Raw genomic sequence first — 13,278 nt, 5'->3', positions numbered from 1 at the left:
AAAGGTTTTGAAAAGGATGGGGTCTGGGGAAGGGAAAACTTTTGCAAAAGTTTTCCCTTCCCCAGCCGCCGGAGGCATCTTATTTCTTCAAGCTTTTTTCTACAAAAGAGAAGTCGAACAAAATGGGTTTAGCAGCAGTGATGTCTGCGCCTTTCATTTTGCCTTTGAATTTATTCATGCTGTTGAGCATGGCGATGAATTCAGCTTCACCTTTGATCCAGTTTTCAGTGGGATCGGTGGTGTAGATGATGGTGGATTTTTCCACTGCTTCAGCCGGAACCCCGATCCATTTGGCGGAGATGTCGGCGGCTTCTTCTTTGTGGGTGTTGCTCCACTTGGAGGCTGCGGTCATGAGATCTGTCATGGCCTGTACTACCTCGGGCTGATCAGCAATGATCTGTTCGCTGGCACCCATTACGCAGCAGGGGAAGTCAGTCCATGCTCCGGCAGGAGGCAGGTCGCGGGAATCCAGACCGATGTGACCAACGTGCTTGTGTTCAGCTACAACTGGATGCGGTGCAGGGCCGACCCAGCAGTCAACCTGCTTGCTGAGCAGGGCGGGAATAAGGTTGGAAGTAGACTTAAGGTCAACCATGAGGATGTCTGCGTCCATGTCGTTAGGATTTCCGGTGATTTTGAATCCGGCCTTGTGCAGTGCACCTTCAAAAGCGATACGCGGTGCGCTGGTGGGGGAGTGGTAGCCGATTTTGAAAGGTGTCTTGGAGGCCTTGATTGCAGCGGCAACATCTTCATAGCCGTTAATCTTGCTGTCTTCCGGGAAAACCATGCTCATGCCGTCCACATGCAGGGGACAGAGGATTTTCATTTTTGTGCCCTTGTCGATACCGCTCATGAAAGCAGTGCTGGACGCAAGGCCGAGGTCCATGCGGTTCATGGCGAACAGGGTGGCGGTTTCGGAGCCGCTCTTGGAAACAATCAGGTTGATAACAGCCAGCGGCTTGCCTTCAGCGTTAAACAGTTTGAATTTCTGCTTGGGGACCATTTCCTCCAGATAGGCACCCTTCTGCTGGAATTCCTTGCCCTTGATCGCTGCCACCATAACCGGGGTATGGTGGGTGGTGAAAACGTAACCCATGTACAGGCTGGGAAGTTTGGCAGCCTTTGCCGCACCGCAGGTAAAACTGCATGCAAGCAGCAGTGTGGCGAGGATTACAAATCCTTTGTTGAAAACACCTCTAAAGTTCATCCTTATCTCCTTAAGTTGTATTATTCAGCAAGCTCTACAAACGCCTCAATGCGGGTCCGTAGTTGCTCAATGTCTGATTCGGAATAGTCGGTCTCAATGTGCAGGAAGGGCAGGCCTATTTCGTCCTCCACAAAATTACGCAGAATGGTGGATTCTGCATTGTAGGTATGGCAGCCCAGCCATGTGAGATCGATAATTGCGTCTACTTGAAAGGTCGTGATCATTTCACGGATGGAATCAAGCCTGCCGGGATTGGGGCTCATGCAGGAGCAGGACACCTGCAGGTAGCGGCGGGCAATAGCTTCGTATGGATCGCCTGTCTCATCCACCGGGAGGGTCAGCCCTTTGAGTCCGGAACAGTTTTCCATACATACGACATGGGCGCCCAAATCTTCAGTGATGGTGATTGCTTTTTCCGATCCTTTGCCTACCGGACATCCGGTCAGCATTATGCGGACACCTTTCTTTTCCTCAAGGTCCGGGCGGCTCAGATATTCATCAATTTCAGTTCGCAGGGTCTGTAGTTTCTGCAGGTAGTTTTCCGGGTTAACTGAGAAGCTTTTGCTTTCCTGCACTGCGAGCATGTCGCGGGCGGTTAGGGGGGAACGCTTATCCGCGCAAAGAACCATCAATTCGTAGAGTTCCTTGCGGATGTTATTTTGCAGGATGATTTCAGCGTGCAGGGCTTCTTCAGTTACTTCTACGCCTGAGTGCTGAATGAGAAATTTTTCGAGCTCATGCAAGCCTGCAAGCCAGTAGTGGAAGGGAGCATCACCTTTCTGGGTATGGGGCAGCTGCATGAGATGAAGCGGCTTGATGGTTTCCATCAGCTCATACATTTTCTTTTTACCGTCACAGGTGGTTTCGGCAATGATGATGTCCGAGAAGCTGAAAAAGGGACAGGTGTCTGTAATAGCGTAGCCGTAGCTGGATTTGATCAGCGGGCAGAGGCTGGCCGGGAGTTCCCGTTCGGCCTCCTTGATGGGAGCCTGTTTTTTCCCGCAAAGGCTTACCGGGGCAATCCCGGCGGCGCGGATAAGTTCATTGGGGGCGTATATACAGTAAACCCCGGCGACCTTGTTCCCCTTGTCTTTCCATTCCTCAAGGTCCGCCAGACTGTATTCGGAAAACGAAATGAACGGCTTCAAGTTCACGGCTTTGTCCTTATTGTATTTATAGATGGATCGTTGTCGATATATCTGTATCAAAAATTTCGATAGTAAATGAGCACAGAACCATTGTTGCGTCCAATTGGTTCTTAGAATGATTTGAGTTGGTTGGGATCAGCTTTTGTGATTATGATTAGCTGTGACTACATTTGAAGATGGGAGAAGGTTATGTTCGGTGCAGGTTTTTTACGAAAATAGTTAGTTGTTTATTTTAACATATATGGTTGTTCCAGCCTTTTGCACCGGAAAATCCTTTGTGATTAATGTGTTAGTTCTATGTGTGCTTTGATTGTTTATTGGTTTGGTTTATGGATTGTTCTGAATCCATACCTCCGCAGTGTGAGATGTTTGTGCTTTAAGTGTTCAATTTTAATGCCTAAAATTATTTTGTTCCAAACCGTACACAATCCCGTGTCTTTTGAAGTTCGGTCACGCTTTTCTTAATTGTGCCTCATACGGCATAATTAAAGTTTTAAGAATATGGAGAGAACATGAATCTTGAAGCCGCTATTACTCAGGAAAATACCCCGGTCCGTGATGATTCCATCGGTCCGTATACATATGATGAATTTATCGAAGCTGCCCGCAGATTTCACGGTAGCCCTGCGCCGGGTCTTATTCTCGGTGGCTATATGATGGAGGAGGCCCGCAGGCATCTTCCTGAAGGTACAATTTTCGATGCCATTTCCGAGACTTCATGGTGCCTGCCGGATGCCGTGCAGATGCTGACTGTGTGCAGTACAGGTAACGGCTGGTTGCGAGTTAGGAATCTCGGGGTCTATGCCCTTTCTCTCTACGATAAGTACACTGGCGAGGGTGTGCGTATCCGGGTTGACCCCGAGAAGCTTATAGACTGGCCTGAAACCGAATCATGGTTTTTTAAAAGACGTCCCAAGCATGAACAGGATTCCGTTAAGCTGCATGCAGAGATTCGTGAAGCCGGAGCATCTTTTTGTTCCATCGAGTCTGTGCAGATCAAACCCGAAGCAATGATCAAGCGCAGTAAAGGCGGAATCACAACCTGTCCCATCTGCGGGGATGCCTATCCCGGTTCATTCGGCGCTATCTGTAGAAGCTGTCAGGGTGAAAGCCCCTACGCCAGCCGCGATGCAGGACTAAAGGCTTCTACAGCAAAGTTGCCTGAAGGACTTAAGGTCGTCCCGGTGGATAATGCTGAAGGCAAGACCGCAGTCCACGACATGACCCGTATTGTCCCCGGTGAGAGCAAGGGGCCTGAATTCCGCAAGGATCACGACTTCACTGCCCATGATATCTGTAGATTACAGATGATCGGCAAGAACCATATCTATGTGGATGAAGGGGATATCCCTGAAGGGGAGTGGGTGCATGAGAACGAGGCTGCCCGGACCTTTGGCAGGATCATGGCCGGTGATGGAATCTGTACCGACGGCGAGCCGAAGGAAGGTAAGGTTACCCTGCTCGCCGAACATGACGGCCTTCTGGTCAGTGACCTTGAAATGATGAACCGCTTCAACCTTGTTCCTGATGTGATGGTTGCAGCCCGTAAGAACGGTACCTTGGTTAAAGAAGGGGCGCGCATTGCCGGAACAAGGGCTATCCCCCTCTATCTTTCCCGTGATAATTTTTCCCGAGCTGTATCCGCACTGAACGGCGATCCGCTTTTCAAGGTGCTTCCCTTACAACGCAAGAAGGTCGGTATCCTTATTACCGGGGATGAAGTCTTCAACGGCCTGATTGACGATAAATTTGAGTCTGTCATCACCGCAAAGGTGCAGGCATTGGGCTGCGAAGTTGTCCGCTCTGTCATTAAGCCGGACAACCGTGATGAAATCCGCGACGCAGCCGTCTCACTCATGAAAGAGGGTTGTGACCTGCTCATCACAACCGCCGGAATGTCTGTTGATCCTGATGACGTGACCCGCCACGGCCTGGTGGATGCCGGAGTATCCGACCTCCTGTATGGTGCTCCGGTACTCCCCGGCACCATGCTGCTACTGGCTAGGGCCGGCAATGTACGAGTCATCGGTGTCCCGGCCTGCGCACTCTTTTTCAAGACCACAAGTCTGGACCTTGTACTGCCCAAGGTGATCGCCGGACAGGAAATCACCCGCAGTGATCTGGCCTCACTTGCTGACGGCGGATACTGCATGGAATGCAAGGTCTGCACTTTCCCCAAATGTCCTTTTGGAAAATAGGAGGCGAGTATGAACAAGAATATCGACCCGCCCGAACTGGGTTCAACCGCGGCACTGGTCCAGATGGATACCCACAATCCAACAATCCGGCTGCATCTCTGGCTGGAGGGAGGCGAGGGGGTATTCTTTGGCTACGGCAGATTGCTTCTGCTGGATAAAATTGAAACCTGTGGATCGCTCAAAAAAGCATCCGAAGAGCTGGGCATGTCCTACCGCGCCGCATGGGGTAAGATTAAACAAACCGAACAGGTGCTCGGGTTCCAGCTCATGGAGCGGGCAGGCAGTAGACGTAGCGGTTATCGCCTGACCGAAGCCGGACGTCTAGTGCGCGATAAGTATCTGGAGTGGTTCAACAAGGTTGAGCAGGATGCCCGCTCAAGGGCGGAGGAAATTTTCCCTTGGAAGTCCAAGAGTTTCGGGGAAAGTTAAGAGTTCTGAGAATTAAAAAGGGCCGTACATGGATCAACATGTACGGCCTTTTCTTATGGTTGGGAGATATTTCCTTCGATTAAGCCTTCCAGCCCGGTCCTTTCACTACAATCTCATTCAATACCCGGCCCATTTCCGGTGTTTCCATCATTCCGGTCACCACTTCGATATAACAACCGCTGTCCGCTGCTGCGGCTTTTTGCAGTGCTTCGTCCAGTTCGCGGTTGGTGGTCACCTTTGCGCTGAACCACTCGTCCATGCCGAGTGCTTCGGGTAATTTATTGTAATTCCATTGGGCCAGATCATTATAATATATGTAGGGATCTTCGCAGAGCAGCCGCTCAATGAGGTAGCCGTCGTTATTCACGCAGATAATTATGGGCTTGAGCTTGAATCGTGCAAATTGGCAGATTTCCTGAGCGCTCATCTGGTGTGCGCCTTCCCCGGTCAGCAGCAGGGTGCGGCGGTCGGGAGCGGCAAGAGCTGCCCCGAAAGCTGCAGGGGTAGCCCAGCCGATGGAACCCCACAAAGTCTGGTTAAAGAAGACCGCATCCTCAGGTAGCCGGGAGTTCACCAGCCCCATGGAGGTGGTCCCGGTCTCGCCCATGATAATGTCATTCGCTGCGAAAAAGCTTTCAATGCGCGGGTAGAGGGATGCCGCTGTGATCTCATCATCAGCTCTGCCCACAGGCTCGCCAAGTCCCTGCGGAGTCATGGGGATAGGTAGGGAAAGATTGTCGATACGTTTGCAGAGTTCGCGCAGCACGTCTTCCAGCAGCACATTATGGTAAACCGCATGGCCGATGCAGACCCGGTCGGGGTGTATTTTTATTTCATGATTGGGGTCAAGATTTACGGTAAAGGCCCCGGTGTTGATGTCGGAGCGGATGGTCCCGAAGCTGACCACCAGATCCGCGGATTCAACGGTTTTCCGTACTTCCTCGTCAAGGATACGCCCATTATATACCCCGATAAAATTGGGATGCGTTTCGGAGAGCGTACCCTTGGCCATGAACATTGAAGTGAACGGAATGCCCGATTTATCGATGAATTCCAGCATTGGTTCATGCAGTTCATAGCGCCCGATCAGCGCACCGACCATGGCGATGGCGTTTTCTGCCTTTTTTAACCTTTTGATGATCAAAGGAATGACTGTATCGAGGGTGTCCTGATCGCTGACAGGCGAGGACGGGGTATGCGGTTTGGTACAGCCCAGTTCCTTGAGTGCTTCATCAGCAGGCACGGCAATATAGACGGGCTGTTTTTGGATCAACGCGGCGTTGATGCAGCGTTCCACCTCTGCCACGGTATTCTCAGCAGTAAGGATGGTTCTGGCGCTAACCACAGGCTGGGTCATTTTATAAAAAAGGTCGAATTCGCCGTTACCAAGTGAATGGTGGATGAGGTTGCCGTTGCGTTGCACCGAGCATTTGGGGATGCCCACAATATGGAAGACAGGCAGGTTTTCAGCATAGCATCCGGCAATGCCGTTAATGGCGCTCAGTTCGCCCACGCCGTAAGTAGTGCAGACAGCGGCCTTACCCTTTATGCGGGCGTAGCCGTCTGCGGCATATGCTGCGTTGAGTTCGTTGCAGCAGCCGATCCAGTTGAAGTCTGAATCAGTGCAGAAGGCATCATTAACCGGGAAGGCATAATCGCCCGGAACACCGAAAACATCCGTGATTCCGATTTCTTTAAGACGCTCAAGCAGATGCTGGATAACTGTCTGGGCCATGGGTATCCCCCCTATTGGTTAAGGTGGCAGGTAGTATGGTTTTAGTTGCCATTCTGCCATTGTGGGGGATTTGTGTCTATGGGGGATTGGAAGTGGGTGGGTAGTATTGATATTTATCATTTTATCTATAAAACGCTGGTCTAAATAAATAATGTTGTGTAAATTTCGTGCAGTTACATTATTATAAAAAATCTGTAAGAGTTTGGAGATTTATTGATGGGCGATTTTGATTTTACTAACTCACTGAATATGTTGCATCTTTCTGATTTGCATTTGGCCGATAGAAATTTGGGTAAGATTGAAGATAATCTTAAGGCACTTAAAAAAGATTTAGTCGAGTTGAGAGAGGAACTTAACTGGAGCCCTGATTTAATATTTTTTACTGGTGATGCTGTTTTTGACGGCGGAGATCCTGTTTCTATTATTAATTTCTTTGACGATATTGCTGTAGATATTTTGCAAACAGTTGGGCTTGAAAGAGATAAATTTATTATTTGCCCTGGAAATCATGAGGTCGACCGTAGTTGTTTTGATGCTGAAAAAGTAGCAGGGATTAGTTTTTTAAATAATGATGTAGAAAAACTTGAATCATATCAAACTAAGGTCGGTTTCAGTAATGATGTCATATACTCTACCTTGAAAAATTTTGTGGAAGCACGAGATGATTTTTATTCAAATACGAGCCTTCAAGAATTCAAAGGTCAAATATCCTTTTGTAAAGAATATATGATTAAGAACAATACTATTAGTGTTAGTTCGCTATGTTCTTCATGGATTGCTTATGGTGGCGATGAAGATGAAGGTAAAATGTTGATTGGTAAAAAACAGTATAATGATTACGTAAAATCGTGTGAAGCAGATGTGAAAATTGTTTTAGCACACCATCCTTTGGAGTGGTTATCTGATTTCGATAAGCAATATATTCAAAACCAGTTATTGTGGGACAAAGCGATGTTCCTGTGTGGGCATATGCATGAGCATGATTCATCAAAATTATCTAAACCCCAAGGGGCATGTGTGAATTTGCAAGCTGGTGCCCTTTGCAATGACGATTATGCGAATGCGTATCATGGTTATACCGCTTTGGCTCTCCACAATAATGATTTAAATTGTATTCATAGAAAATATTTTGAATTACGGAAGTCTTTTGATTCAAACAATGATATGGGTAAGGGTGGTATCTGGACTGTCGAGACTGAGTTGACAGCGAATAGCTGCCCTGTCGATTTGAAGGTTTTCGAACAACTTGAGTTAAATTATCCAGCCTTAGTTTCAGAGATAAGTGATTTTGCACCACAGAGAGTTGAAGAGATATACGTTTTTCCTGAAATTAGATCCGTGTCACCGAGTTTAATGCGTGCAGATTCTTTGGCTAAGTCTGGTTCGGGAGACAAAATCTATACTGAAGATGGCATTTTGAATTCAGACGATAACTATATCGTTGTTGGTAAACAAAATTCAGGGAAGACGTCATTTTTATCATATTTGCAGTACCGATTTAATATTTCGAGAAAAATGGCGTTTTATGTTGATGTCAATTCCTTGCCTAAAGACAAGGAGAAAATAATTAAATCACTTTCATATTTAGTTGGTAAGAATAAAATTGAAACTAAGAAGTTGCTGAAGTCGGCCAATGTAGTTTTGTTGTTGGATAATTTTATCTTTTCCAAACGATTGATTGAGGAATTAGCAAAAATAAAAAAAGAATTTGGAGTGCGTGTCATCGTTTCACTCCAAGAAGATTACGAGAAGGCGCTGGATGAGTTAGCGAAGAGAATCAGCTCATTTAATTTTGTGAAACTCTATATACACCCATTCAAAGCGTGCATGTACGAAGCTTAGTAGAAAAATGGTTTGTGAACAAAGAGGGAGATACAGATTCAATCGTGAAGAAGATAGCTGAATTCTCAGCTAATCTTGATTTGCATATGACGCCTTATGTTCTTTCTTTGTGTTTATATGTTTTTGAGAGTCAACCTGACTATATACCGGCAAACGAAGCTTCTTTGTTAGAAAAGTTTGTCGAGACATTATTGAAAAAGGATCAAGATGATTTGTCTTCAGGTGGATTAGCTGATTATCGCTTGAGAGAGGGGTTTCTTTCTGATTTTGCAGGAGAGATGTATGCGCAAGGGAGAATGTCTCTGAAGGTGAGTGATTTTATGAAGCAGATCGAAGAATATTTTGGAGAAAGAAGTCAATCTGTGAGTGGGCCCAGCTTCTATAATTATCTCATAAATTCTAAGTTGATTGATGAAAAAGATAATGAAGTCTATTTGTTTTTAAAGTGTTTCTATGATTATTTTTTAGCTAAAAAAGCGATTAGTGATCCTAAGTTGTTACAAAGAATTCAGACTATTCCTGAGGTAGATATTTCACCTAAAGCCATAAAGTTAGTTGCAGGTTTTGATAGAGAGTGTGGAGCAGAAGCTTTGCTGAATAGTCTTCTCGCGCAATTGGCTAACGAATATGATGAGCAAATTGATCCAATTTTACGTAATGGCAAAAAAATGGTGTTCACTAAAGCTAAGTCTAGATGCCGTAGAATTGATTTTAACTCAGTAGAAGAAGAGGGGGGCGATGTTATAGATACAGAAGTAGTTTCTAGAGATGAAAGAGATGATACAAGTGAAATAGATGACTTGATGATTGATAACTTGCTCAGTGAAGATAATTCTAATTATGCATTGGAGCAAAGTTCCGAAGGTTTTAATGAAGAAGATGCAGGGATACACTTTCAAATTGTTTTGGATACAGCTGCAATTGTCCTCAAAAATACAGACCTTTTACCAAAAGTAAATTTTAAGATTGATGCTTTTAGAAAAATTCTTTCGTACAATATGGCAATGATAGAAGTTATGTCGATTCAGTTTGGGGAATTATTGCCGAGATTGCCGGAGATTATTGAAAAAATAAAAAATGAGTCTGATGATGAGCAAATGAGAGAGTTGGCTAATTCCGATGAGTTTTGGGATAAAATATCGAGCGATCTTGAATATTTTTCCTTAGTCTTAATGCCCGTTATAAGGACGGATGTCTTTTTTCAAATTATCAACTCAAAGAAATTAGAGAAGGTTTTTGATAAAATAGATGTATCAGATCTTAAAGACGATTACGAAATCTTTGCATTTCTGTTTATTTTACATGGTATGTCTCCTAATAACTCTCGGTATATAAGTCAGCTAAGTGATTTTGTGAATAGTGTTAAGAATGATCATCTTATAGAAATACTTTTCCATAAAATATGTGTTGTGTGCCTTTTGTATAAGGATGAATATTCTAAACACAACAAGGAAAGCATGATCAAAATTCAGGTTGACTTAATGATGCATATTGTAGATTCGAATTTTAGCTCACATCAACAGAGAAGTTCGTATAAAGATAATGTGTATAAGTCCTTGAAAAAAATGTACTCTTAGCGTTGTTTTGTTAATTATGAATCTATTTATTGCGTACGTTATTAAATTAAGAGCCAACAAAAGCGAACCTGAGTTACCCACTCAGGTCCGCCTTAAAAAAATATCGCGAAAAAATACGATCCCATCAACCCAAATCATCTCCCCGCGCCAAAACACATCCCTCAGTCTCCTCATCAATAATATCCCGCAAACCAGATATAAACTCATCAACTCTAGTATACTTCACCCCATACCCAAGATTGAATTTGTAATCGAAATCAGGGGGATTCAAACCTTGGGTCTGCTGTAATAAGGTCTCCAGCTTATCAAGTGCCTTCACTATCCGTGCTTCCGGTGTTTTGGCGTACTCGTACTCTTCCCATAGTCCCATTAACTCCTGCTGTAGCTCAGCAGGCAGGGGACGGAGCAGGTCTAGCATGTCTGTTCGTTCCTGCTCTTCTTTTTCCTTACTTGCCCCGACCTGTTCCGGCGCGGGAATGTCACCGTTTATGGTTTCGCCCAAGTCATGGATGATGCACAGTTGCAGGATTTTCAGGGCATCAAGTTCCGGGTAGTTGTGGCTGACCAGCATGGCGAGCAGGCAGAGCCTCCAGCTGTGTTCGGCTGTGCTTTCCTGCCTGCCGTTGCGGGTCCAAGTAGTACGCAGGGTGGACTTTAAGCCCTCTGCACGGCGCAGGAAATCCAGCAGGTTGTATATGGAATTGTCGTCAGTTCTAAACATCTTTGCTCCTTGCTAGGCGCTCAAAATGGGCAGCAGCTCCCCGAAGTGCTCCACGGTTACAAACTCTTTGCCCTCAAGTGCAGCCTCATCCACGCATTCGTGGCACCATGTGGTGTGGAAGGGGATATGCACTGCATTGGAACCGATATTTACTACCGGGAGAATGTCGGATTTTACGGAATTTCCGACCATCAAGAATTCATCTTTGCAGATGTCGTGGAAGTCTAGGCATTTCTTGTAGGTCCGCTCGTCTTTTTCACTTACTATCTCGATGCAGGAAAAATAGTCGGCCAGACCGGAACGTTGGATTTTCCGTTCCTGCTCCATGAGGTCGCCCTTGGTGATGAGCATTAGCTTGAAATCTGCGGCGAGCTTATCCAGCACGTCTTCGACACCGTCCAGCAGTTCCACAGGATGGCTTTGCATTTTCTTGCCCAGCTCGATAATTCTGTTGATCTCCTTGGCGCAGTTCTTGCCTCCGGTGATTTGCACAGCGGTTTCGATCATGGCGATTGTAAAAGGTTTTGAGCCGTAGCCCATGACCGGGATAATGCGTGACTGGGTTTCCTCCAGCATCTTGCCGATTGCTCCCGGCTCATTGTATGTGAGAAACATATTGCAGAATTCGGCTGTGACTTCCTGAAATATGGGTTCGTTGATCCAGAGGGTGTCGTCAGCGTCAAAGGCCACTACATTTATATTATTCTTGAACATTGGTATTCTCCTGTTTGGTTCTGCATGGGGATACGGTAAGGCGAAAAAATTAAAAAGGACATTTGTCCTCAGCGGATAATTATGAAGGAAATTGAGAACGGATTGGCCCAAGAGCTTCTTGAAATTTACGGGGAAAGGAAAAGCAGCAGTCCGGAAAAACAACGTGAAATGGAAGTTCGTCCCGGTGAATCAATTATAGTGGAAGGGCAGGTGCCGGATGCGGTTTTCATTATCCTCAGTGGAAGCATGAAGGTGCATCTGAATATGGCCAAGGGCAGTGAGTACCTTGTGGCCTTGGAAGGTCCGGGCAAGCTGCTTGGCGAGGTTGAGGCTTTGACCGGAAGTCTGGCGGCCTGTTCGGTTACTGCTTTGGAAGAGTGTAGGGTGGCTACGGTGCTGCCTGCTGATTATGAAACATGGCTGGCGGAAGATCATCGCTTCGCCTTGCTGGTCAACCGCATTCTTTCATTTCGTTTGCAGTCATTCACCAGAAGGGCGGCAGTGAACCTGAGTTACCCCCTTGAATACTCAGTACTGAAGATGATCAAGATGCAGTTTGAGGAGCACGGCTCGCGGGTTTTGCAGATATCAAAAGAGGAAATCGCTAATTATCTGGGCACCAGCCTGCGCAGTATCAACCGTATCTTTAAGGGGTTGCAGGATAAGAATATTCTGGCTCCGAACAAGGAAATAGAAATTATTTCCATTGATGAGGTTGATCGGCTGATGGAGTTGCATGAGAATAAATAAAAAACGGCATTGGGCATGCTGTTAGAGGCGGATAGGCTTATGAGTAAAACTGTGCAGTATATCAAAATTCGTGAACATAAGTATGGAGTTGAGAAGCATGCTCATCGTCAAATTGAATTACTTAAAGGATATGCAGAAAATGGTGTTGTTGATTTAGATTTTTTGTTTGATGTAAGCATGAAAGTTGACGATGTTTGTAGATATACAGTTAAAGTTTGTGCAAATAAATTTGTTTTGCATAAAAATGAAACAAAGGATGATATCTTCAACAAAAGTTCTTTCAATGATATTGCTCCTATATTTGAAAAACCATCACTTGTAATCATCCTTGAGTCGCCTCACAAGTATGAGTATGGGATGAGTGAAAATGATGAAGTGTGGCCAAAGGCTCCTGCGCAAAAAGAAACTGGAGATAAAATTGAATCGCTGCTTGAAGATCTGCTTAACAAATCAAATTTAATTAAAAAGATGGATCGTAGATTCAAAGAATTTCAAGTCATTCTTTCCAATCCTGTACCATACCAAACATCATTATATTCTCTTCATAAAAAGGAGTTAAATGTTCCGGGTGTTAGAACAATGCGGGACAAGATATGGAAAATTTTATGGCCTGAGGTGGAAGATGAATTTTGTGCGCTAATTAAAGAATATAAAGCTATCGCAATAGTTAATGCGTGTACATTCAGTCTTAGAGGTTATGTGTCTGATAAATTGGACAGTTTTTATGAAGGGCCTGTTTGTATAGCTAAGAAGCACCCGTCATTTTGGCATAAAAATCTTAAATTGGATTTCAAGAAGTCACCTAGGTGTCAAGCAGTATCTACAGGTAGTTAAAGCTAAGAATATAATTGAATCAGGAACTTTGGGATAACAAATAGTGTTCATATGTGTTTTTTCTAACATATTCGATTTATTGACTTTATTTTTTAGTTGAGATTCTATGGGATCATCAAAGTA

Annotated in this window: 11 protein-coding genes; 6 read left to right on the top strand and 5 right to left on the bottom strand. The window is 45.2% G+C overall.

Features of this window, described 5'->3' with window-relative positions:
- Window positions 1–79: 79 nt before the first annotated feature.
- Both ACO05Z_RS13695 and ACO05Z_RS13690 read right to left on the bottom strand, forming a co-directional pair.
- Window positions 80–1,207 carry a CmpA/NrtA family ABC transporter substrate-binding protein gene (locus ACO05Z_RS13695; protein ID WP_421902733.1) on the bottom strand — a complete coding sequence of 376 codons (1,128 nt, stop codon included), beginning with the start codon at window positions 1,205–1,207 and terminating at the stop codon, window positions 80–82.
- Between the two features lie 20 nt (window positions 1,208–1,227).
- Entirely contained in the window at window positions 1,228–2,361 is a 1,134-nt protein-coding gene (locus ACO05Z_RS13690) for a double-cubane-cluster-containing anaerobic reductase (protein ID WP_421902732.1), read from the bottom strand.
- A 506-nt stretch (window positions 2,362–2,867) separates the two neighbouring features.
- On the opposite strand from ACO05Z_RS13690, the gene ACO05Z_RS13685 reads away from it, so the two are divergent.
- Together ACO05Z_RS13685 and ACO05Z_RS13680 are read left to right on the top strand one after the other, a co-directional pair.
- Window positions 2,868–4,553 (top strand): FmdE family protein, encoded by a 1,686-nt coding sequence (locus tag ACO05Z_RS13685; RefSeq protein ID WP_421902731.1) that lies wholly within the window; start codon window positions 2,868–2,870, stop codon window positions 4,551–4,553.
- Between the two features lie 9 nt (window positions 4,554–4,562).
- A complete protein-coding gene (locus tag ACO05Z_RS13680) occupies window positions 4,563–4,982 on the top strand; it encodes a winged helix-turn-helix domain-containing protein (protein WP_421902730.1) in 420 nt (139 codons plus the stop codon).
- A gap of 79 nt (window positions 4,983–5,061) precedes the next feature.
- Here ACO05Z_RS13680 and ACO05Z_RS13675 read toward each other — a convergent pair whose 3' ends face one another.
- Window positions 5,062–6,717, bottom strand: coding sequence for an alpha-keto acid decarboxylase family protein (locus ACO05Z_RS13675; protein ID WP_421902729.1), 1,656 nt, complete (start codon window positions 6,715–6,717; stop codon window positions 5,062–5,064).
- A gap of 216 nt (window positions 6,718–6,933) precedes the next feature.
- Here ACO05Z_RS13675 and ACO05Z_RS13670 point away from each other — a divergent pair, with 216 nt between their 5' ends.
- Window positions 6,934–8,559, top strand: a complete 1,626-nt coding sequence (locus tag ACO05Z_RS13670; RefSeq protein ID WP_421902728.1) for a metallophosphoesterase — start codon at window positions 6,934–6,936, stop codon at window positions 8,557–8,559.
- A gap of 44 nt (window positions 8,560–8,603) precedes the next feature.
- Window positions 8,604–10,136, top strand: a complete 1,533-nt coding sequence (locus tag ACO05Z_RS13665) for a hypothetical protein (protein ID WP_421902727.1) — start codon at window positions 8,604–8,606, stop codon at window positions 10,134–10,136.
- 124 nt (window positions 10,137–10,260) lie between these two features.
- On the opposite strand, the gene ACO05Z_RS13660 is transcribed toward ACO05Z_RS13665, so the two are convergent.
- Window positions 10,261–10,857, bottom strand: coding sequence for an HD domain-containing protein (locus ACO05Z_RS13660; RefSeq protein ID WP_421902726.1), 597 nt, complete (start codon window positions 10,855–10,857; stop codon window positions 10,261–10,263).
- Window positions 10,858–10,869: 12 nt separating this feature from the next.
- Window positions 10,870–11,571 carry an HAD family hydrolase gene (locus tag ACO05Z_RS13655; protein WP_421902725.1) on the bottom strand — a complete coding sequence of 234 codons (702 nt, stop codon included), beginning with the start codon at window positions 11,569–11,571 and terminating at the stop codon, window positions 10,870–10,872.
- Between the two features lie 81 nt (window positions 11,572–11,652).
- Between ACO05Z_RS13655 and ACO05Z_RS13650 the strand changes: the two genes are divergently transcribed.
- Together ACO05Z_RS13650 and ACO05Z_RS13645 are read left to right on the top strand one after the other, a co-directional pair.
- Window positions 11,653–12,321, top strand: coding sequence for a Crp/Fnr family transcriptional regulator (locus ACO05Z_RS13650; protein WP_421902724.1), 669 nt, complete (start codon window positions 11,653–11,655; stop codon window positions 12,319–12,321).
- A 39-nt stretch (window positions 12,322–12,360) separates the two neighbouring features.
- A complete protein-coding gene (locus ACO05Z_RS13645; protein ID WP_421902723.1) occupies window positions 12,361–13,155 on the top strand; it encodes a hypothetical protein in 795 nt (264 codons plus the stop codon).
- Window positions 13,156–13,278 lie beyond the last annotated feature (123 nt).

Source organism: Maridesulfovibrio sp. (genome assembly GCF_965230075.1).
Lineage (GTDB): Bacteria > Desulfobacterota > Desulfovibrionia > Desulfovibrionales > Desulfovibrionaceae > Maridesulfovibrio.
Note: the sequence above shows the minus strand (reverse complement) of the source record. Positions and strands in the feature narration are given on the sequence as shown.

What these genes read in the sequence shown, in the direction of transcription:
- ACO05Z_RS13695 (WP_421902733.1), bottom strand. Translation starts at nt 1,207, where the DNA reads ATGAACTTTAGAGGTGTTTTCAACAAAGGATTTGTAATCCTCGCCACA.
- ACO05Z_RS13685 (WP_421902731.1), top strand. Translation starts at nt 2,868, where the DNA reads ATGAATCTTGAAGCCGCTATTACTCAGGAAAATACCCCGGTCCGTGAT.
- ACO05Z_RS13680 (WP_421902730.1), top strand. Translation starts at nt 4,563, where the DNA reads ATGAACAAGAATATCGACCCGCCCGAACTGGGTTCAACCGCGGCACTG.
- ACO05Z_RS13675 (WP_421902729.1), bottom strand. Translation starts at nt 6,717, where the DNA reads ATGGCCCAGACAGTTATCCAGCATCTGCTTGAGCGTCTTAAAGAAATC.
- ACO05Z_RS13670 (WP_421902728.1), top strand. Translation starts at nt 6,934, where the DNA reads ATGGGCGATTTTGATTTTACTAACTCACTGAATATGTTGCATCTTTCT.
- ACO05Z_RS13660 (WP_421902726.1), bottom strand. Translation starts at nt 10,857, where the DNA reads ATGTTTAGAACTGACGACAATTCCATATACAACCTGCTGGATTTCCTG.
- ACO05Z_RS13655 (WP_421902725.1), bottom strand. Translation starts at nt 11,571, where the DNA reads ATGTTCAAGAATAATATAAATGTAGTGGCCTTTGACGCTGACGACACC.
- ACO05Z_RS13650 (WP_421902724.1), top strand. Translation starts at nt 11,653, where the DNA reads ATGAAGGAAATTGAGAACGGATTGGCCCAAGAGCTTCTTGAAATTTAC.
- ACO05Z_RS13645 (WP_421902723.1), top strand. Translation starts at nt 12,361, where the DNA reads ATGAGTAAAACTGTGCAGTATATCAAAATTCGTGAACATAAGTATGGA.